This window comes from Streptomyces sp. DH10, assembly GCF_029813805.1.
Taxonomy (GTDB): Bacteria; Actinomycetota; Actinomycetes; order Streptomycetales; family Streptomycetaceae; genus Streptomyces; species Streptomyces coeruleofuscus.
The window spans coordinates 509,352-529,023 of record NZ_JARVKU010000002.1 but is presented as its reverse complement, the minus strand read 5'-3'; the positions used below and the strand labels follow the sequence as shown (position 1 = coordinate 529,023).

At 67.9% G+C, this 19,672-nt stretch carries 16 protein-coding genes; 5 read left to right on the top strand and 11 right to left on the bottom strand.

Translation table 11 applies throughout. The features are described 5' to 3' along the window. Positions 1 to 26: 26 nt before the first annotated feature. Positions 27 to 989: a UDP-glucose 4-epimerase GalE gene (gene galE / locus QC385_RS06045; protein ID WP_279540220.1), complete on the bottom strand. Its 963-nt coding sequence runs from the start codon at positions 987 to 989 to the stop codon at positions 27 to 29. Next, a complete protein-coding gene (gene galT, locus QC385_RS06040; protein ID WP_279540219.1) occupies positions 986 to 2,047 on the bottom strand; it encodes a galactose-1-phosphate uridylyltransferase in 1,062 nt (353 codons plus the stop codon). Before galT ends, galE begins: the two co-directional genes overlap by 4 nt. Before the next feature lie 164 nt (positions 2,048 to 2,211). Between galT and QC385_RS06035 the strand changes: the two genes are divergently transcribed. After that, positions 2,212 to 3,891, top strand: coding sequence for a sodium:solute symporter family protein (locus tag QC385_RS06035; RefSeq protein ID WP_279540218.1), 1,680 nt, complete (start codon positions 2,212 to 2,214; stop codon positions 3,889 to 3,891). A 20-nt stretch (positions 3,892 to 3,911) separates the two neighbouring features. Continuing rightward, on the top strand, positions 3,912 to 4,226 hold the full coding sequence (locus QC385_RS06030) for a hypothetical protein (RefSeq protein ID WP_279540217.1): 315 nt from the start codon (positions 3,912 to 3,914) through the stop codon (positions 4,224 to 4,226). A gap of 66 nt (positions 4,227 to 4,292) precedes the next feature. Here the strand turns inward: QC385_RS06030 and QC385_RS06025 are convergent, their stop codons facing one another. After that, positions 4,293 to 5,075, bottom strand: coding sequence for an ATP-binding protein (locus QC385_RS06025; protein WP_279540216.1), 783 nt, complete (start codon positions 5,073 to 5,075; stop codon positions 4,293 to 4,295). A 540-nt stretch (positions 5,076 to 5,615) separates the two neighbouring features. On the opposite strand from QC385_RS06025, the gene QC385_RS06020 reads away from it, so the two are divergent. Beyond that, complete coding sequence (locus QC385_RS06020; RefSeq protein ID WP_279540215.1) at positions 5,616 to 6,488, top strand: helix-turn-helix domain-containing protein; 873 nt, start codon at positions 5,616 to 5,618, stop codon at positions 6,486 to 6,488. Continuing rightward, positions 6,485 to 6,715 carry a DUF397 domain-containing protein gene (locus QC385_RS06015; protein WP_279540214.1) on the top strand — a complete coding sequence of 77 codons (231 nt, stop codon included), beginning with the start codon at positions 6,485 to 6,487 and terminating at the stop codon, positions 6,713 to 6,715. The genes QC385_RS06020 and QC385_RS06015 overlap by 4 nt, the downstream gene beginning before the upstream one ends. 343 nt (positions 6,716 to 7,058) lie before the next feature. Here QC385_RS06015 and QC385_RS06010 read toward each other — a convergent pair whose 3' ends face one another. Next, the gene (locus tag QC385_RS06010) at positions 7,059 to 7,499 is read right to left on the bottom strand and encodes a hypothetical protein (RefSeq protein ID WP_279540213.1); all 441 of its coding nucleotides are present in this window, start codon (positions 7,497 to 7,499) and stop codon (positions 7,059 to 7,061) included. A 320-nt stretch (positions 7,500 to 7,819) separates the two neighbouring features. Next, positions 7,820 to 8,278 carry a hypothetical protein gene (locus tag QC385_RS06005; protein ID WP_279540212.1) on the bottom strand — a complete coding sequence of 153 codons (459 nt, stop codon included), beginning with the start codon at positions 8,276 to 8,278 and terminating at the stop codon, positions 7,820 to 7,822. 68 nt (positions 8,279 to 8,346) lie between these two features. Here QC385_RS06005 and QC385_RS06000 point away from each other — a divergent pair, with 68 nt between their 5' ends. Beyond that, entirely contained in the window at positions 8,347 to 8,661 is a 315-nt protein-coding gene (locus QC385_RS06000; RefSeq protein ID WP_336621272.1) for an ATP-binding cassette domain-containing protein, read from the top strand. 97 nt (positions 8,662 to 8,758) lie between these two features. Here the strand turns inward: QC385_RS06000 and QC385_RS05995 are convergent, their stop codons facing one another. The 6 genes from QC385_RS05995 to QC385_RS05970 all read right to left on the bottom strand — a co-directional run bounded on the left by QC385_RS05995 (position 8,759) and on the right by QC385_RS05970 (position 19,602). Then, a complete protein-coding gene (locus QC385_RS05995) occupies positions 8,759 to 9,229 on the bottom strand; it encodes a hypothetical protein (RefSeq protein ID WP_279540210.1) in 471 nt (156 codons plus the stop codon). A 211-nt stretch (positions 9,230 to 9,440) separates the two neighbouring features. After that, the gene (locus QC385_RS05990) at positions 9,441 to 9,923 is read right to left on the bottom strand and encodes an SMI1/KNR4 family protein (RefSeq protein ID WP_279540209.1); all 483 of its coding nucleotides are present in this window, start codon (positions 9,921 to 9,923) and stop codon (positions 9,441 to 9,443) included. After that, positions 9,920 to 14,428, bottom strand: coding sequence for a ricin-type beta-trefoil lectin domain protein (locus QC385_RS05985; protein WP_279540208.1), 4,509 nt, complete (start codon positions 14,426 to 14,428; stop codon positions 9,920 to 9,922). The genes QC385_RS05990 and QC385_RS05985 overlap by 4 nt, the downstream gene beginning before the upstream one ends. A 446-nt stretch (positions 14,429 to 14,874) precedes the next feature. After that, positions 14,875 to 15,567, bottom strand: a complete 693-nt coding sequence (locus QC385_RS05980; protein ID WP_279540207.1) for a helix-turn-helix transcriptional regulator — start codon at positions 15,565 to 15,567, stop codon at positions 14,875 to 14,877. A 239-nt stretch (positions 15,568 to 15,806) separates the two neighbouring features. Then, entirely contained in the window at positions 15,807 to 17,735 is a 1,929-nt protein-coding gene (locus QC385_RS05975) for an outer membrane protein assembly factor BamB family protein (protein WP_279540206.1), read from the bottom strand. 64 nt (positions 17,736 to 17,799) lie between these two features. Continuing rightward, the gene (locus QC385_RS05970; protein ID WP_279540205.1) at positions 17,800 to 19,602 is read right to left on the bottom strand and encodes an outer membrane protein assembly factor BamB family protein; all 1,803 of its coding nucleotides are present in this window, start codon (positions 19,600 to 19,602) and stop codon (positions 17,800 to 17,802) included. Positions 19,603 to 19,672 lie beyond the last annotated feature (70 nt).

Below are 19,672 nucleotides of genomic sequence, written 5' to 3'. Positions count from 1 at the left end.
CTGACCCCTGACCCTTCGTTCCTGTTCTAGTTGCCGCGCCGCTGCGCGAAGTCCCACGCGTCCGCGACGATTCCGTCGAGGTCCGCGCGGGACGGGTTCCAGCCCAGCTTCTCGCGGGCCGTGGCGGCCGATGCCACCAGGACCGCGGGGTCGCCGCCCCGGCGGGGGGCCACGACCTCGGGGATCGGGTGGCCCGTCACCCGGCGGACCGTCTCGATGACCTCGCGGACGGAGAAGCCGTTGCCGTTGCCGAGGTTGCAGATGAGGTGCTCGCCGGGGGCGGCGGCCTTCAGGGCCAGCAGATGGGCCTCGGCCAGGTCCGCGACGTGGATGTAGTCGCGCACGCAGGTGCCGTCCGGCGTCGGGTAGTCGTCGCCGAAGACGGAGATCGCGTCGCGCTTGCCCTGCGCGACCTGGAGGACGAGCGGGATCAGGTGGGACTCGGGGTCGTGGCGCTCGCCGTGCTCGCCGTAGGCGCCGGCCACGTTGAAGTAGCGCAGCGACACCGCGCCCAGTCCGTGGGCCGCCGCCTCGCCGGTGATCATGTGGTCGACGGCGAGCTTCGAGGCGCCGTAGGGGTTGGTCGGGGACGTCGGCGCCGACTCGACGATCGGGACCTGTTCCGGCTCGCCGTACGTCGCCGCCGTCGAGGAGAAGACGAGCTTGCGCACGCCCGCCTCGCGCATCGCCGCCAGCAGGGCCATGGTGCCGCCGACGTTGTTGTCCCAGTACTTCTCCGGCTTCACCACCGACTCGCCGACCTGCGAGAACGCGGCGAAGTGCAGAACACCGTCGAACGAGGGGTCCAGCCATTTGGCGGCGTCACGGATGTCGCCCTCGACGAACGTCGCCCCGGCGGGGACGCCCTCGCGGAAGCCCGTGGAGAGGTTGTCGAGGACGACGGCCTCATGACCGGCTTCCAGCAGGTGCTGGGCGACCACGCTGCCGACGTATCCCGCGCCGCCCGTCACCAGGTACTTCCCGCTCATGAACTCGTTACCTCTCGCAGTCGCTCGGCCGCGCGCTCCGGCGGCACGTCGTTGATGAACACGTTCATGCCGGACTCGGAACCCGCGAGAAACTTCAGCTTGCCGGAAGTGCGGCGGATGGTGAAAAGCTCGAGGTGAAGCGCGAAGTCCTCCCGCACGACCCCGTCGAACTCCTCCAGCGCGCCGAACGGGGCCTGATGCCAGGCCGCGATGTACGGGGTCGGAGGCTCGCCCTCACCGAAGATCCGGTCGAAGCGCCTCAAGAGTTCCAGGTAAACCTTGGGGAACTCTGTGCGCGCGGCCTCGTCCAGCCCGAGCAGGTCGGGCACGCGGCGCTTGGGGTAGAGGTGGACCTCGTACGGCCAGTGCGCCGCGTACGGCACGAAGGCCACCCAGTGTTCACCCTCCAGGACGACCCGTTCCTCGGCGAGTTCACGCTCCAGGACGGCGTCGAAGAGGTTCTCCCCGCCCGTCATCTCCTTGTGGGCCGCGACCGATCGGAGCATCGTCGCGGTGCGCGGGGTGGTGAAGGGGTAGGCGTAGATCTGCCCGTGCGGGTGCTGGAGGGTCACGCCGATCTCGGCGCCCCGGTTCTCGAAGCAGAACACCTGCTCGACGGAGGGGAGATGGGACAGCTCGGACGTACGGTCCGTCCAGGCCTCCAGCACCAGGCCGGCCTGCTCCTCGCTCAGGCCGGCGAAGGACACGTTGTGGTCGGACGTGAAGCAGACGACCTCGCAGCGGCCGGAGTCGCCGGCCAGCGAGGGGAAGCGGTTCTCGAAGACGACGACGTCGTAGGACGAGTCCGGGATCTCGCTCAGCCGGTCGCCCTCGGAGGGGCACAGGGGGCATTCGTCGGCGGGGGGATGGTAGGTGCGGCCCTGGCGGTGCGAGGCGACGGCGACGGAGTCGCCGAGCAGGGGGTCGCGGCGGATCTCGGACGTGGTGACGGTGCGGTCCAGCGGACGGCGGTCGGCCGCGTCCCGCACGCTGTCGTCACGCAGGTCGTAGTAGATGAGCTCGCGACCGTCGGCCAGCCGGGTCGAGGTCTTCTTCACGCCGCACTCCTCATCCTTCAAACATAACCCAACACACCAAAACACGGCTTGCCCCAATTGTCAACATCACAATCAAACAAAGACCATCAGCAGACGTGTTCACCCCCTGAAGACGGAGGCGTAGATTCCGCGAGGTATCGGTTCACGCAACGAAGCGAGGGCTTATGCATCCCCCCACCCACATGGCAGCCGAGCTGCGACTCCCCACGAACTGGCTCGACTACACGATCCTCGGCATCTACTTCGTCGTCGTCCTCGGCATCGGCTTCGCCGCCCGCCGCTCGGTGAAGACCAGCCTCGACTTCTTCCTCTCCGGCCGTTCCCTGCCCGCCTGGGTCACCGGGCTCGCGTTCATCGCCGCCAACCTGGGCGCCACCGAGATCCTCGGCATGGCCGCCAACAGCGCGCAGTACGGCGTCTACACCACGCACTGGTACTGGATCGGCGCCATCCCGGCCATGGTCTTCCTCGGCCTGGTGATGATGCCCTTCTACTACGGCTCCAAGGTCCGCTCGGTCCCGGAGTTCCTGCTGCTGCGCTTCGACAAGGCGGCGCATCTGCTCAGCTCGGGCCTCTTCGCCTGCGCCGCCATCCTCATCGCCGGCGTCAACCTCTACGCCCTGGCCATCGTCGTCGAGGCGCTGCTGGGCTGGCCGCAGTGGGTGGCGATCGTGGTCGCCGGCTTCTTCGTGCTCGCCTACATCACCCTCGGCGGCCTGTCCTCGGCGATCTACAACGAGGTGCTCCAGTTCTTCGTGATCCTCGCCGCGCTCATCCCGATCACGGTGCTCGGCCTCAAGAGCGTCGGCGGCTGGGACGGCCTGTCCGACTCCCTCACCGAGTCCCGCGGCGCCGACTTCATGACCTCCTGGGGCGGCACGGGCATCGGCAGCGACAACCCGCTGGGCGCGAACTGGCTGACGATCGTCCTGGGCCTCGGCTTCGTCCTCTCCTTCGGCTACTGGACGACGAACTTCGCCGAGGTGCAGCGCGCCCTGTCCGCGAAGAACCTCTCGGCGGCCCAGCGCACACCGCTGATCGCCGCGTTCCCGAAGATCTTCATCGTGTTCCTCGTGATGATCCCGGGGCTGGTCGCCGCGGTCCTGGTCCCGAAGATCGGCACCGCCGACTCCGACCTCCAGTACAACGACGCGATTCCCTACCTGATGGAACAGCTCCTGCCGAACGGCGTGCTGGGCATCGCCGTGACGGGTCTCCTCGCGGCCTTCATGGCGGGCATGGCGGCGAACGTGTCGTCGTTCAACACGGTGTTCACGACCGACATCTGGGCGAAGTACGTCGTGAAGGGGCGCCAGGACGAGTACTACGTCCGCTTCGGCCGCCTGATCACCGCGATCGGTGTCCTGGCGTCCATCGGCACGGCGTTCCTGGCGTCGTCCTTCTCCAACATTATGAGCTACCTCCAGACACTGTTCTCCTTCTTCAACGTGCCGATGTTCGTCGTCTTCATCATCGGCATGTTCTGGAGGCGGACGTCGGTGAAGTCGGGCTTCTGGGGCCTGCTCGCGGGTACGACGGCGGCGATGGTGAACTACTTCTGGATCTACAAGCAGGGCATCATCGACATCCCCACCGACCAGGGGGCCAACTTCGTCTCGGCGATCGCGGGCTTCGTCGCCGGCGCCGTCGTCATGGTGGCGGTGTCGCTCTTCACCGCACCGAAGCCGGCCGAGGAACTCCAGGGACTGGTCTACGGCACGACCTCGCCCGGCATGGCGGAGCCGCCGGCGCCCGGGGACGAGGCCTGGTACCGCAAGCCGGCACTGCTGGGCTGGGGCGCGATGATCCTCGCCGCCGCCTGCTACATCCCGTTCTCGTTCTGACCCAGGGAGGCTGACAGAACATGTCCGAGTTCTACTCCGAGAAGGACGTGCAGCGGGAAGTCACCGAGCTGCAGGGCAAGTCGGCGACGGCTGCGCGGCTGTTCGACATCCGGCGGATCATCGGCGGGCTGTTCGTGGTCTACGGGGTCATTGTCACGATCGCGGGTTTCACGGCGTCCGACGCCGACATCGAAAAGGCGGAGGGCGTCAACATCAACCTGTGGACCGGGCTGGGGATGCTCGCGCTGGGGGTGTTCTTCCTGGTCTGGCTGAAGCTGCGGCCTGTGGCTCCGCCGCCGCCGGATGTCGTGGCGGGGGATGAAGCCAGGGAGTGACGGCGGGCGGGCGGTTGTGCGGCTGGGCGCCGACGTCTGTGCGGCGGTGAGGGTGACGGTCAGGTGTTACTGACTGCTGGACGCACCGAAGAAGACCTCGGCCCAGACGGTCAGGCCGTCGCCGCTCTGCCGGGTGCCCCAGCGGGCGGCGAGGACCTCGGTGATCAACAGGCCGCGGCCTCGTTCCCATTCCGGGCCCGGGGGACGGGGTGGCGCGGTGAGGGGGCCCGTACGGCAGCCGCCCTCGTCGGTCACGCTGATCGTGACCGTCTCGGCGGCGAGGGCCCAGGCGACGGTGATCGTGTGGCCGTCGCCGTGCTCCAGGGCGTTCGCGACGAGTTCGCCGGTGATCGATTCCAGGTCGTCCGCCGCGCTCTGGGGCAGGCCCCATGCCCGCGCCGTGTCTCGCATGTGGCGCCGGGCGGCGGGCGCGGAGGAGAGGTCGTGGCCGGGGAGGGTGAGCAGGCCGTGGGCCCGGAGTCGCGGCGAGCAGTACGTCAGTACGTCGCGGATCTCCCCCGAGGACGCCGGCACCGCGAGCACTCCGTCGGCCAGGTCCGGCTCATCCGCCCCGAGTCGAGCGCCTCGCGACCTGGCGATGAGCAGCGCGTCGGAGAGGGCGTCCGCCAGCTGGCCGGCGAGCGTACCGAGTTCACCACTCGGCGCACCTCCATGGGCCAGCAGGTCCCGCGTCCGGCCGAGAAGCCGGTCCGCGAGCCCGAGTTGCGTGCTCTCGACTCGGTCGGCAAGCCGGGAGGCGGGGCCGTTGCCTTCTGTGAGGAGCAGGCAGGGCTGACCGTGCGCGCCGGTCCAGGGCAGGACTCGTACCCGGTTCGCTTCGTCGCTCATGACGCCTCCCGGAGGCAGGCGTGGATGTCCCGGGTGTCGAGGCCGACGCCGTACGCGGCAAGCCGGAGGGGGTCGCGCCGGAGCCGCTGCAGTCTGCACCTCTCCTCGCGTTCGTGCGCGGTGAGGTAGGGGCGGACGAGGGGGGTTGCGGAGCCGTCGAGGGGCTCGTACCAAGCTCGGACGGTGGGGGCGATAGCGGGACGGGAAGGCGCGAAGACCTCATGCGACGAGACGGACGGACGTCGCATCGCGCCCGGCTGGCCTGCATGGTTACGCCCAGAGGCGTGGCCCGCCCAGCGGAACCAACGGGCGAGGCGCTGTACAACTCTGCTCATGCTCTCACTCTCCGGTGATCGATCGAGGCTTACGGGAAGCCTTCCATGGGATTCCCATGAAGGGTGATCCCGCCAAGAGAGTTCATCAGTGTGGGTGACGGGCTTCGAATCGGCGTCCGAGACTTCGCAACACCTCGTAGGGTCAGCTCCGTTGACCGAGAGAAGCCGATCGGAGCAGTGCCCTCCGGGGCAGAAGGGATCTGGCATGACAGCCACGCAGACAGGCCCTGCCGGACGTATGCAGATCGCACGGGGCCTGATCTCGCTGCGCGAGCGACGCGGGCTGACACAGACTCAAGTGGCTGAACGTGCAGGTGTCAGCACCACCACTGTCAGCCGGTACGAGGCATGGCAGGACCGCGCCCGCATTCGATGGGCCACGGTCAAGGCGCTGGCAGACGCCTGCGAAGCCACGCCTCAGGAACGTGACGCCCTCGTAGCCATCGCCAAGTCACAGGCCGACGGCTGGTGGGTCGGCAACAGCGCAGTGCCGGGGTGGATGGACCCGCTCGTGTCCTTCGAGCACGAGGCGGCGTACGAGCACGTGTTCGCGAACACCGTCATTCCCGGCCTGCTCCAGACCAGGGAGTACGCTCTCGCCATCCATGAGGCACGTGAAGTGCGCAGCTCGAACGACGACATCGAGCGGATGGTCGAAGCGCGGATGAAACGCCAGGACATCCTCCAGCGAGATCCGGCGCTGTATCTGTGGGTCGTCCTGGACGAGGCAGTACTGCACAGGACAGTCGGGGACAACGACATCATGGTCCGGCAGCTCAAGCACCTTCACAAGGCAGCCCTGAGCACCAACATCGACGTCCAGGTCCTGCCGTTCAGCGCGGGTGCACATGCCGCTGGCGCCGGGCACTTCGTGATCCTCGGGCGGGACGACGAACGGGAGCCTCTCAACTCAATGGCCGTCGTGTACATCGAGATGCGCCGTCGCGGGCTGTACCTCGACGATGCAGAGGACGTAGCAGCCTACAAGTTGACTTTCGACTACCTTCGCTCGCAGGCCGCGGACACGACCTCCTCTCTGCGGCTGATCGCTGGAGCGAGACAGGAGCTGTCCTCATGAGCGACATAGCGACTCCCCCGAACGAGCCGACGGCTGTTGCGTGGTTCAAGAGCAGCCACAGTGGCGGCGAAGGCAACGAGTGCGTGGAGATCGCCAACCTCCGAACTGCGGTGGCCCTACGGGACTCGAAGCTTCCTGATGGAAGCACGCTCACTGTCTCGACCGAAGCCTTCGCCGCGTTCATCACCAGCGTGACGAAGGGGCAGCGCGGCACCTCGCTGCGTTAGAAGCCGACCAGTATGAACGCGTGCTTCCTGCGACGGGTTGCCCGTCAGCAACACGGCACCCATCACAGGGCCGGTGCCTCCGCGATGAAAGGCGCCGGTCCAGACACGTCGAGGCGGCTCCAAAGGCATCAGCCGTCACATCGATGACGGTGGCCTCTTGCTGCATCTCTGCGCGGAGGTGCGCGTGCTTCTCCTCCCGGCACCCAACCCTGCCCAGGTCGGATCGATGCCAACAGCGCGGAGCCTGGGCGAGAGCTGAGCGACAATGTCAAACACGGCATTGCGATGTGGACAGTGGCCCTAAACGCTGTTCGGACCACGTCCACTGCCCTCGGCCACCAGCTCATGACATGCGGATCGCCTCCGCGATCTCCTCACCGGTTGGCGCGACAACGTGAGACCACCCGTCCTTGAGGTCCTGTGACAGGTGCGCACGGTCTGCGGCTCGTTGCAGGATGACCGTCCCGCCAGGGAGGACAAGCACGGCTCCCAGCCTCTTCAGCAGGTCCGCGAGGACGTCTAAAATCTCTCCCACGCTGAAACGGCTGATCGTGATGTTGGTGTCGGTGCTGGTGTATACGTCGGCTTGCCCTCCGTCGCCTGCCGTGAGCTGGAGAAAGCCATGTTCTGGGTCCCGTGCCGTCACATAGGGATCGAGGACCGCGTTCATCACACCTTGGTCCAAGGGTTCCGATTCGCCGTTCAAGAGTCGGCACACGAATACGTCATAACCCAAGTTCTCTCCAGATTGCGCGCGTTTCAAGAGGCGGGAGTAACCGTGCATTCATACGGTATAAGCGCGAGTGCCCCTCTTGGAGGGGGCACCACGTCGTCTATGACGTGGGCGGAGCGTGGGTGGCCTTGATCCGGGCGAGCCTGTCGTTCGCGGCATGCCGGGCGGACTGGCGCTGAGCAATGTCCGACGGATCGCCGCTGAGGTCACCGCGGTGTACAGGAAGACCAGCGCGACGCAGTTCCCGGCACACCTGCTCGGGCAGCGCTTGGCGTTCAGCGATGACCTCCGGTGTGGCTATTGGGTGCATGTCGAAGACGGGTTCAGACATGGGCCTCTCGTCGGTGCAGGGGGTGCAGGCCGATCCTCCGTCAGATGAGGGGCCAGATTTGCCGTACTGGATGACCCAAGGCATGAGCGATCCTGGTCAGATCCTCGTCGTTGAGGAAACGTCTGTTGGGGCTCCACACCCTGAGCCTGAACCGAGCGAATCCGGAAGGAACGTTGTAGACGAGGTCGTTCAATGTGGTCTCAGTGCCGCAGCACGGAACCTTTACGGCAAGGCTTGGGACGCTGCTGTCCCGATAAGCCTCGTCCATCCTGGCCATCCACCACCCGTGGAAGTCGAGTTGGGCCCCACATCGAGGGCACGACACGGACTCCAGACCCCCACCGTTGATGAAGACTGGGGCATCGCCTTGATCCGCTTCGATGTCTCCGAGCGCATCAGGGCACAGCTCCTCGGCGAGCGCCACAGCACGGCTGTTTGCCGCTTGGTCCGGCTGCCAGTACGGGTCGGAGGGAACGAGGTAGACGGCGGTTTCGCTCAATGGGCTCTCGCTTCGGTCGAGGGTTCCTGAAGAACTAACTGGCTTCGGAGAAGGCAGGGCGCCCCTCAGTGAACGGTGCCCCGCCTCTCGCCACACCTAAGCGGCGGCAGGCGACGGCGGGGGAAGTGCTGGAGCGCATTCAGCTGACACACGCGGCCGGCCGGGCCGCGAAGACCTTCTCGCGAGGCATGCGCCGGCGCGTGGACCTCGCCGCCAGCCCGGTCGGGCGGCCCAGCATCCTCTTCCTCGACGAACCGACCACGGGTCTGCCCCGCACATCCGCGGTGAGCTGTGAAACTGCTGCGCGGCCTGGTCGCGTACGGTGCGACCGCCCTGCTGACCGTGCCGTATCTGAACGGGGCTCGCCGACGGCATCGTGGTGATCGACGAGGGCTGGGGGATTGCGGGCTTATCGGGCGAAGGTCTGAGTAACGGGGTGGAGCGGAGAATGACGGATCCCTCTCCGCTCCACCGGCGGGTTCAGCTCGTTGCTACAACTGCTGGTCTCTGCCAGGTGACGGCGGCGAGTGAGGTGAGACCGCCGTTGGCGATGCCCCGGTACGTCACCGTCCGCGGCGGGCCGATCTCCAGGGCAAGGCGCTGCGACAGCTCACTTCCCTCCTGGAACAAGTGCTGCCACTCGTCGTCGCTGCCGTCTTCCATCAGTGTCGTCTCGATTGCCGCCTTCCACCCGTAGAGCGCCGTGACGAGATCGTCAGGCAGGTGGAGTCCGGCTGCGGGATCGTCCGGAGCGAAGCTGCCGAAACCCTCCGCGTGCAACGGGTACAGCCCGTACTCGCCCTCGACGGTGATGTCGAGCGGGTGGGGAGCTGCGCCGTGAGCGTCGAGGGTCCAATGGAGCCGATCGCAGCCCCAGCACACGAACTTCTCGTCCTGGTGCCGTTCGTCCCAGAAACACACCACCCAATGGGGGCCGAGGTGCTTCGCCACGAGCCGGGCGATCTCCAACCCCTGCCTGACGTGCTTACGCAGGGCCGGGCGGGCCTCGAAGCCGTCGGTGGGACGAGTCCGGTTCCACTCAGTCAGCCTGCGCACAACCCCGCTGGCGGGACGGCGAGCAGGAGCCTCTCAACTCAATCCCGGCACCTTAGCCCGGAAGCTGAGGTGGGCGAAAGCACCCGCCCGCCTCAGCTACTTCCCTCTAGAAATTTAGAGCTAGTCGGCACTCCGCAAGGGCGAAGGATCCAAAATCGTCCGCGACCTTCTCCATGAGCCCACCCTCAAGGACCCCGGGGTTCCATGCGTACACCGGAAACTCCTTGTTCTTGTCCGGTTGCGAAGTGTCGAGGACAACCACATCCCACACGTCATCGTGCATGATGACCATGAAATGGTTCGGCAGCCCCAACCCGACGCGGTCGTCCAACGTGTAGGCCACCGTGCCCAAAAGGGCGTCCCCCCTGACTGGCGTTTGGTAGATACCGGGGAACTCTTTCGCGCCGATTTCCCAGGTTCCGAACTCTTCGAGAAGGAGGAGGTAGGACGGCGGGAAAGTGAGCCCCAACTCTCGCTCGGCTCTCTCGATCATCGCCGGGGTACAACCGTCGGCATGATTCGCGATGCCTTCATTCTCCCGCACCAGCCGAATCACCTGCTCACTTGCTTCGATCGCGCTTGTTGTCACTGACTGAAGCCCTTCGCCCTGTTCTTCCAGTACTCCTGTTTCCACTTATCGAATGCCGGTCTGTCGATGCCGCTCGGAATCTTGGTACCTGACTTCCAGTGGAGCTGGCCGTAGTTACCGAAGTGCATCGCGTCCGTCACCTCGGCGATCGGTCCATCCTGCGTCTGAAGCATATGGTGCAGGTTCAGAGGCCTGTCCTGGCCCTTCACCCCCGGACCCATCGGCGCCAAGCCCTGCTGCATCCTTTTCAGGTTGGTTCGACCGTAGTTGTCTTCTGGTGACACGTAATCGGGACGTATCAGATCGTCCCGCTGGTAGACACGCTGGCCCTGGAAGTCCGTGAGCTTCCAGAACTTACAGGGCGGCCCAAGCGCCGCTGCAGCGAACGCTCTGGAGATCCGGGCGACATCGTCGACCGCCTTGCAGGCCGCCGCGACATCGTCCTCGTACGCAGCCACCGTACGACTGATGTTGGCGAGGGCGCTGGCGTCCATGTCCAGCGCCCTCAGGGCCTTGTAGGCGTCGCTGACTCCGATGCCGGTACGCAGTGACGCGTCGAGCGCACGGATACCGTCGACCACGGCCTGAGTGATTTTGCCGCCGAAGATGAGAGTGCCGACATCGAAGGCTGCCCAGCCGCAACCTCCCCAGCTTCCGCTCTCGCCACCCGGGGCCACCTTCTGGGCACAGTCGATCCAGTGGCCCAAGAGGATGTCCACGGGGTCGATGCCTGAGTTGAACTCGACCATCGAGACGGTCTTGGTGACCGTGCTCTTCTGTTCCTTGACGGGCTGAGTTCCGAGGAACAAGGTCTCCCACTCCGGGCATCCCGCCTGCGTGGCGGGCAGGTCCAGAGCCGTGCACAGGTACACGTCGATTTCGACCTTGTACCGGATGGTGGCCGTGATCTTGCAGTCACCGGTGTGGATGATGACGCCGCAGTTTTCCTTCTTCACGTCCTCCGGATCGCCGATGACCTCGATACGGTCGACGTAGAAGACGTTGCCGATGCCGCCCGCCGACGCCCCTGTCCGGATGCTGCTGTTCTTGTTCGCTGTCTCCGTGCGGCTGGCCGCTTCCTGAGCTTCCTTGGCGTACCTCTCCGCGTCCTTGGCCGCTTCCTCGGCTTCGGTCGCCGCGGCGTCGGCGCGGTTGGCCGCTGCCCGTGCGTCCTTGGCTGCCTCTTCGGCCTGTGAGGCGGCGGTGCGGGCTGCTTCGGCGTCGAGGGCTGCCTGGTCGGCCGAGTCGCGGGCGTCCTTGGCGTGGTTCTCGGCGCGGCCGGCTGCCTTGTCGGCGGCTTCGGCGTCCTCGGTGGCCTGCCGGTTGTACTCGAGGGTGCGGGCCAGTGACGCCGTCGCCTTGGACGCTGCCTTGGCGGCGTCTGCCGCGTAGCCCAGGGCCTCCTTGGCGTAGATGCGGGCGGTCGAGGCGTGTCCGGCGGCGTTGGCCGCGTGTTGGTATGCGGCCTTGGCGTCACCCTGCGCCTGGTCGGCGAGGTTCTTGGCGGCTGAGGCTTCTGCCGCCGCGTTCTTGGCGTGGGCGTCGGCTACGGCCTTCTGCTGTTCGGCGATCGTCTTGGACGCCTGGCCGGTGAGCACCACCAGGCCGGCGGCCGAGTCGGTGTCGATGTAGGGGGAGCCGAGTTGTATGGCGTCGTTTGCGGGCTTGGCGACCTGGGCGGCGGCGTTGCCGGCGTCCACGGCGGCCTGGGCGGTGACGTGGGCGAAGCCCGCGGCCTTGGCGGAGGCGGCCAGGGCCTTCCCCGCTTCCTTGCTCGCCGTGTCCGCATGCGCCTTGGCGGTCTTGGCCTGTTTCTCCGCCTTGTCGGCCATCTCGACGGCCGTCTTGGCCTCGGAGGAGGCGTGCTGGGATGCCTTGATGGCGTCGGCCGCGGCGCTCGTCGCGGTCTGCACCGCGGCGTCGGACTTCAGCTTCGCGGCCTGTGCCTCGTCCGCGTGGGCGCGGGAGCGTTTGGCCGCCGCCTCGGCGCGCGTGGCTGCCGCATCGGCGTCTGCTGCTGCCTTCGTCGCGGCGTCCGCTGCGGAGCGTGCCCTGGTGGCGGCTGCCTCGGCGTCGTCGGCGTGCTTGTCCGCCGCGTTGGCCGCGGTGCGGGCGGCGTCGGCGGCTTCGCCGGCCTCCAGGGAGTCGGCGTAGGCGGCCTTGGCGTCGGCCTTGGCGCGGGCGGCGTCGGCCTTCTGTTCGGCTTCCCATGCGTCGTCCCGCTTGGCCTTGGCGTTGTCGCGGGCCTTGACCGCGTCGTTCTTCTTCTCGACCGCGGTGCCCTCGGCTGCCTCGGCCTTGTCCTTGGCGTCCTTGGCCTTCGTCGCCTCCGCTTCGGCGTTCTTCTTGTGCTGTGCGGCCTCGGCCTGCTTGGCAGCGGCCGTCTTCTTCTCCGCCTCGGCCGTCTTCTCCTCGGCCTCGGCGGCCAGGCGCTTGGCGTGGGCCTCGGCGGCTGCCGCCTTGGCGTCGCCTTCGGCCTTCAGGGCCTCGGCGAGCTTGGTCTCCGCGGTCTCCTTGTCCTTCTTGGCGTTGTCGCGGTGCAGCTTCGCGGCGTCGGCCGCGGCCTTGGCCTGGGATTCGGCCATCGCCGCGGCGGCCTTGCGGAACTCTGCCTTGGACTGCGCGGCCTGGGCCAGGGCGCGCTGCGCGATGGTCGCGCTGTCACCGGCTGAGGCGCGGGTGGCTGCCTCGGCGGTCGTGCCGGCCTTCACCATCGCTTCGAGGGCCGCTGCCGCGCCCTCGGTGACCTGGGCCTTCTGCTGGCCGACCAGCAGGCCACGGCCGCGCGGGGCACCGGCCTCGTCGGCGATGGCATACGCGGCCTTCTGCGCGGTGTCACTGGCGGTAGCGGACTTCTGCGCTGCGGCCAACTGAGCCTTGAGGGCGTCGAGTTGGTTCTTCGCCTGAGTCTGTGCCGCCGCGATGTTCTTCTTGGCCTGGTCGAACTGCGCCTTGTCCGGGTAGAACTGGCTGTCCGTGCCGTTGTGACCCTTGGGGACGATCCGGAACTTCTGCGGGTTCGTGCCGTTGCACCCCCACAGCCAGGCGTCGTGGCTGTTCTCGAACTTGTTCAGGTCCAGGCACTTGTCCGTGGCGACGTTACGCAACTCACTGACGGCACGGACGTCGAACCGCCACTGCTGCGCCTTGCTGTTGTTGCACGTCCAGATCTGGATTTTCGTGCCGTTGGCAGGGTTGCTGTTCTCGACGTCCAGGCACTTGCCGGACTTGTCGTTGACGAGGTAGTAGCTGTCACCGGAAGCCTCACGGAGCCGCCACTGCTGTCCCAAGGCGTTGTTGCAGGTGTAGATCTGCACCGGGGTGCCGGAGGTCGTATTGCCGCCCTGCGCGTCCAGGCACTTGCCCTTGGCCGCCTCGACCTGGATGACAGTCGGGGAATCACCGATCCAGCCCGCACCGCCGGGAGCCCAGTAGTCCTGCCAACGGGCCAGGCGGTCGGCGACCCACGAGTGCCCCAGCAGGTTCCCCAACGCCTTCGCACCGCTGGCGAGGGCCTTGGTGGCGTCCTTGCTGGCCTTCAGGATCTGGTTGCGCTGGACCGCCTGCGAGCTGATTTCCCGCTGCCACTCCGAAGCGGCCGTGTCGGCCATGCCGCCCAGAACCTTGTTCGGGTCGATCGGATCCCGCCAGGCGCACGACGCGTACCTGGTCTTCAGGTCCTCGACCGCGATCCGGTGTTCCGCTGTTCCCGGCTCGGGGGCGGTGCGGGGAAACCCGCCGGAGGACAGGAACAGGCGGGCGTCATCGGCGCCCTTGCCGTTGAAGGTGTCGAACAGCCCTTCAAAAGCCCGTCGTTCCTCGTACTGCCTCTGCCACTCACCAGGAGGCAGATCGGGATCGTAGGGCTTGTCGCCGTAGAGGGGGGTCCCCAGATCGGTGACGGCCTTCAGGGTCTTCGCGTCGGCCTTGGGGGTGGGGTCCTCGTAGAAGTCGCCTTCGCGCTTCCAGAACCTGTCGGCGACCCAAGAGGTCAGTCCGGTCTGCGTATAGAAGTCGTCCTCATCACTGCCGATCGAGCCGGGCGGGTCTCGCCAGTCGGCCAACGAGTCGAAGCCGCCCGGCTGCTCCAGCCCGTCGAGTGGCTTGCCCCACTCCCCGAGCCGACTGTTGAGGGCGTCGAGCTCCTTCCAGGCCGCGTCCTTGTCCCGCTGGTACGCCACGGCCAGCGGGGTGTCCTCCCAGTGCTCCGGGTTGGCCAGCGCGTGCAGCTTGTCCGGCGGCTGGTTGAGTCCGTCCTGCGCGGTCGCGGCCATGGACGGCCCGCCCAGGCGCAGCACATCCACCATCAGGCACTGGTCCTGGCGCAGTTGCTCGGCCGCCGTGTCGTCGGACCAGTCGGAGGAGTCGCTCGCCGGGGCCGCTGCCTCCGTGCCGGAGAGCCGATCCAGCACGTCGGGCTGGACGGCCACGCCGGCCAGTACGGCCACGGCCGCCGCGGATGTGACGGCAGAGGTCAGGATCCGGGGTCTGCCCGGTCTGGACATGAAACGGGTTCTGGGCAGGAAGGGCCCTGGTCTTGGGCGCAAGAAAGCATCCCCCTCGTAACAAAGGAAGGCTTCCAGGGGTGCCCGTCAGAAGGAGCGGAGGAGATGCGGGAAGAGCCGGTTTCCCGGCATGACGGTGTGTCCCTCCCCGCGGCGACGGTGTCCCCCCGGTCGCCGATTGACGCGCGCTGTGGCGGATTGGTCAGCTCCGCCGGGCGCGACGATCACTTTAGGTACAAGGGTTCTAATCGACCAGGGTGTTTCTTCGAGGTCGGAGCAGGGTGGCGCGAAAGGACCCATGGGACTTCACTGTCCCGGCAGGCACAAGTTCCCGTGATACCTGTGGGTTTACTGTGCGCATCTTGTGAACACCCTGTTGAGTCGAGTGCCTCGGAGCGCTGAGATCGGCCGGAACCGACCCATGCCAGACCGTTCGGTACGGCTGGTCAGGCCTCCGGCTCCGGGTCCCGGGCCACCGGGCCGGCCCGGTCCAGCAACCCCGTCCGAGCCGCCAGCGCCGCCGCTTCCAGGCGGGAGCCCACGCCCAGTTTCATCAGGACCCGCTGGACGTGCGTGCGCGCCGTGGACGGGGCGATGCCCATGCCCGCCGCGATCAGCCGCGTGTCCTCGCCGTCCGCGACGCGGACCAGGACCTCGACCTCCCGGGGCGTGAGCATCGACAGCAACCGCTGGCCCTCGTCGTCAGGTTGGGTCGCCGGGTTGAGCAGCTCGCTGAACGCGCCTTGCAGCAGTTGCGGCGCCACCGCCGCCTCCCCGGCCCGGGCCTTCATGATCGCCCGCTCGACACCCTCTATGCGCTCGTCATGACGTACGTACCCCGACGCGCCCGCGGCGAAGGCGGCCGCGATGCCGCGCGGGTTGGGCACCGGGCCCAGGACCAGGACCGCCACCTGCGGACGCTCCCGCTTGATCCGCACCACCGGGTCGAAGATCCCCGGCTCCGCCGGCGTGGCCGTCCCCAGCAGGCACACCTCGGGCGCCCGTGTGATCACCAGCTCCGCCGCCCCCGAGGCCGGCGCCGCCGCGGCCAGCACCCGGTGCCCCCGCAGCTTCAACGCCGAGGCCAGCGCCTCGGCCAGCAGTCGGTGGTCGTCGACCACCATCAGCCGCACTCCCATCGAGCAACCCCCCAGTCACCCCGGTCCCCCAGATGGAAGCCCCCCGGCTCCCCCGCCTTCATGCCCCCGGAAGCTACACGCTTGTTCGACGTTGCGCTCCCCCTACCCGCGAGAATCGCCCCGGATCGCCGAAATTCCTCTCATTCGAGGTTGACTGAGCCAAACGCGAACGGTCCCGCCCCTGAACAGGGACGGGACCGTACCGGCACCCAGTCGATCACCAAGCGGCCATCGATCGATCAGCTCGTACCGAAGCCGACCGCCAGGTACTCCTTCTCGTTCGTGCTGCCGCTCCGCTTGCTGGCGTAGACCTTGGACATGAACAGGTGCCCGTCGCCGTACAGCAGCTCGGAGTACTCCGGCGACATGCCGGCCTCCACGTCGCGCACCGAGTCCGTCGCCGGGTTCTCCAGCAGCTTCGTCTGCTTGAAGCTGCCCCCGTCGATGCTCACGATCTGCCCGCCCTTGTCGTAGGGCGGGCGCTTGTACGCGATCAGGCTGCCGCCGTCCATGCGCAGCGGCGAGATCCTGTAGCCGTCGCCCGCGTCGGCCCGCTGCCCGGTCTGCTTGCCGGTGGAGAGGTCGAAGGCGACGATCTCGTTGGTCTGGCTGTACTCGCCGCTGCCGTCGTGCTCCTCGGTCGGCAGGTACAGCCGGTCGTTGCCGACGGCCAGCTGGTTGCAGTACTCGATGCGGGTGACGCCCTCGCAGCGGGCTGCGAACTGCTCGCCCGGCGCGGAGATGCGCGTGCGCAGCTTGCCGGTCTTGTTGTCGATGGAGAAGAAGTCGGAGATGCCGCTGCCGTCGCCCGCGGAGTCGCCGACGTCGGCGGCCACGACGAGCGGGTTGGTCGACACGACGCTCGCGTACTCGATGCCCTGGGTCATCTTGTACTCCGAGATCACCTTCCCGGACTTCGGGTCGATGGTCTGGATGTGCAGCTGCCGCTGCCCGTACGTGCCGCACTTGCGCACCGCGACCAGCTTCTCGCCGCCGCCGTACCCTGCGTCGTAGCAGGAGTCGGTCGGCTTCGGGCTCCACAGGACCTTGCCGGAGACGTCGAAGGCGCCGCCGCCGCTGGAGCTGCCGACGGCGACGGTGTCGCCGCTGATCGTGACGTTGTCGAAACTGATCAGCTGGTCACCGGTCTTGAGGGTCTTGGTCCACAGCTTCTTACCGGCGTCGAGGTCGATCAGGGCGATCTGGCTGCACCCGTGCGACGGGTCGGCCTTGGTCGGCATCGCCGGCTGGTAGAGGATCGCCGTCATGTTGTCGTCGGTGACGTGGCGGCTCGCCTGGCAGACCGGGCCGGCCAGCGGGATCGTCCACTGCTCGCCGCCCTTGTCGCGGTCGTAGCCGACGATCTCGGCGACGCCGCTCTTGGCGTACGTCTTGTCGGTGAGCCACGAGCCGGAGACGACGACGGTGCTGTCGTTCTTCACCTCGGGCATCGGGACCTGGAAGAGGACCTTGGCGCTCGGGTCCGCCGGGGCCTTCTCCTTGCCGCCGGAGGTGGTGCCGCCGTTGCCGCCGTTGCCGTCGTCCGTGCCGCCGGTGGCGCCGCCGGAGCTCGCGGTGTCGTCCTTCTTGCCGTCGTCCTTGGACGTGGAGTACCAGACGCCGCCGCCGACGATCAGGGCGATCGCCACGACCGCGGCCACGATGATGGCCAGCTGCGCGTTGAACTTCCCGCCCCCGCCCGGCTGTCCGGGCTGCGGCTGGAGCGGCATGGTCGGCTGCGGATAGGCGTAGCCGGGCTGCCCGTACCCGGGCTGACCCGGCTGTCCGGGCTGACCCGGCTGCCCGTACGGCGGCTGCGGCGGCTGCCCGTACGCCCCCGGCTGCTGGCCGGGATAGCCGTAGCCGGGCGGGGCCTGCGGAGTCTGCGGCGGCTGGGGCGACTGCGGGGCCTGCGGCGGTTGGGGCGCCTGCGGAGCCCCCTGCGGATAGCCGTACCCGGGCTGCGGCTGCTGAGCGGGCGGCGGGGGCGGCGTCTGCGGGGCCGCGGGCGGGGGCGTCTGCGGGGCCTGCGGATAGCCGTATCCCGGCTGCGGGGCCTTGTCGAGGTTCGGCCCACCCGCGGGCGGGCCCTGCGGGGGCTGGTCCGGGGGCGGCCCGAAGCCTCCCCCGGGCGGGGGCTGCTGGGGCGGCGGGGGCGGCTGGGTCATGGCGTGAGTACCTCGGGGAAGGGGACGGACGACGAAGAAGAAGGCGGATCCGAAGGGGGAAGAGTCACTTGCCGTAGGCGAGCATCAACTTCTCCTTCGTGTCGTCGTTTCCGCTCAGCCGCGTGGTCGAGATGTAGAAGCGCCCGTCGACCCAGTCGGTGTCCTTGGAGAAGAAGCCGTTCTCGATGTCCGCGGCGCCCTGCGGGTTCTGGAGCAGCTTGACCGGCTTGTGGCCGCTGCCGCCGGTCGGGATGGACACGATCTGGCCGCCCGCGTCGTACGACGGCTGCACATAGGCGATGAGGTTGCCGCCCTCGACCTTCATGGGCAGCATCGACTCGTCGGCCGGGGACTTCACCCGCCACTTCTCCTTGCCGTCGGCGAGGTTGACCGCGACGATCTCGTTGGCGCCGGTGGTCGCCTCCGTCGGGAGGTAGAGCGTGGTGTCGTCGACGGCGACGCCCTGGCAGCCCTGGAGGTCGCGTTCGAGGATGGCCCAGCCGCACTCGGGGGCGAAGTCCTCGTCGAAGCCGACCTGCGAGCGGAACTTGCCGCCCGAGGTGAAGGTGGAGATGTTCCAGGCCTTCTTGTCCTTGTTGGTGCTGTAGACGACCAGCGGGCTGACCGAGTAGGTGCGCGCGACCCGCCAGCCCTTGTCGAACGGCTGGGTCCACTTCGCCTTGCCGGTCTTCGGGTCGAGCTCCTGCACCTCGTCGTGCTCCTTGTCGGTGCCCGCACCGCAGGAGGAGACGGCGATCAGCTTCTCGCCGCCGGCGAACGCGGACGGGAAGCAGGCGCTGCCGTACTTCTTCTTGTCGAAGAGCTTGTCGCCGTCGGTGACGTCGTAGGCCGTGCCGGACTGGGAGCGGCCCACCATCAGCGTCTTGCCGGTGATGGACAGTTCGACGGAGAGCGTGGAGTCGAACAGGGCGCCGTCTCCGACCTCCTGCTTCCAGCCCTTCTCACCCGTGGCGAGGTCGATCTCCTGGAGCTGGTTGCACTTGGCGCGGTTGCTGCTGCCGCTCATGTACGCGACGACGATCTTGTCGTCGGACGTCTTCTGCGGGGTGGTCGCGCAGATCTTCTGCGGGAAGGTGATCGCGTCCCAGGCCGGCTTGCCGTCACCGACGTTGTAGGCGAAGAGCTGCTTGTACGCCGCCTTCACCGCCGCCTTGTCGGTGATCCACATGCCGGGGGCGTCGGCGCCGGAACCGGGGGCGTCGGGCGCCTCCTTGTACCAGAGGACCTTCGCCTCGCCCGCCTGGCGGCCCTCGTTGAGGTCCTCCGGGTCCTCGCCGCCGTCGCCGCTGCCGTCACCGGGGTTGACCGGGGCGGAGGCGGCGGGCTTGCCGTCATTGCTCGGCTGGGCGACCGGCTTCTTCTTGCCCTTGCCGTCGTCGCCGCCGGTGACCGCCCACACGGTGCCGCCGACCACGAGCAGCACGGCCACCGCGGCGCCGATGATCAGGGCGGGCTTGCCCTTGAAGGGGTTGCCCGAGCCGCCCCCGGGCGGAGTGCCGGGCGCGCCGGGGTACTGCGGCTGCTGCGGGTAGCCGTAGCCGGGCTGGCCGTACGGACCCGGCTGCTGCGGCTGGCCGTAGGGACCGGAGTTGTACGGCCCCGGCTGCCCGTACGGCCCGGGCTGCTGCGGGGGCTGCTGGGGGTAGCCGTAGCCAGGCTGCGGCGGCCCCTGCGGGGGCGGCGGCGTCTGGGGCGGTCCCTGCGGCGGCGGCGGAGTCTGCGGTGCCCCGTAACCACCGCCCTGCGGCGGCTGGTTCTGCGGTGCTCCGAAGCCACCACCCTGCGGCGGCTGGTCCTGCGGTGCTCCGAAGCCACCGTGCGGCGGCTGACTGGGCGGCTGAGTCATCAGCGGCTCCCCCGTTCGATCACTGATTTTTAGCCACGCCCTGAGATACGAAATGGGCTCAGAGTCGCTT

Bases quoted from the DNA above. Each gene is read 5' to 3' on its own strand.
- QC385_RS05975 (WP_279540206.1), bottom strand. From the start codon at position 17,735: ATGACCCAGCCGCCCCCGCCGCCCCAGCAGCCCCCGCCCGGGGGAGGC.
- QC385_RS06030 (WP_279540217.1), top strand. From the start codon at position 3,912: ATGTCCGAGTTCTACTCCGAGAAGGACGTGCAGCGGGAAGTCACCGAG.
- QC385_RS05970 (WP_279540205.1), bottom strand. From the start codon at position 19,602: ATGACTCAGCCGCCCAGTCAGCCGCCGCACGGTGGCTTCGGAGCACCG.
- QC385_RS05985 (WP_279540208.1), bottom strand. From the start codon at position 14,428: ATGTCCAGACCGGGCAGACCCCGGATCCTGACCTCTGCCGTCACATCC.
- QC385_RS06025 (WP_279540216.1), bottom strand. From the start codon at position 5,075: ATGAGCGACGAAGCGAACCGGGTACGAGTCCTGCCCTGGACCGGCGCG.
- QC385_RS06020 (WP_279540215.1), top strand. From the start codon at position 5,616: ATGACAGCCACGCAGACAGGCCCTGCCGGACGTATGCAGATCGCACGG.
- QC385_RS06035 (WP_279540218.1), top strand. From the start codon at position 2,212: ATGCATCCCCCCACCCACATGGCAGCCGAGCTGCGACTCCCCACGAAC.
- QC385_RS06010 (WP_279540213.1), bottom strand. From the start codon at position 7,499: ATGCACGGTTACTCCCGCCTCTTGAAACGCGCGCAATCTGGAGAGAAC.
- galE (WP_279540220.1), bottom strand. From the start codon at position 989: ATGAGCGGGAAGTACCTGGTGACGGGCGGCGCGGGATACGTCGGCAGC.
- QC385_RS06015 (WP_279540214.1), top strand. From the start codon at position 6,485: ATGAGCGACATAGCGACTCCCCCGAACGAGCCGACGGCTGTTGCGTGG.
- QC385_RS05980 (WP_279540207.1), bottom strand. From the start codon at position 15,567: ATGGGAGTGCGGCTGATGGTGGTCGACGACCACCGACTGCTGGCCGAG.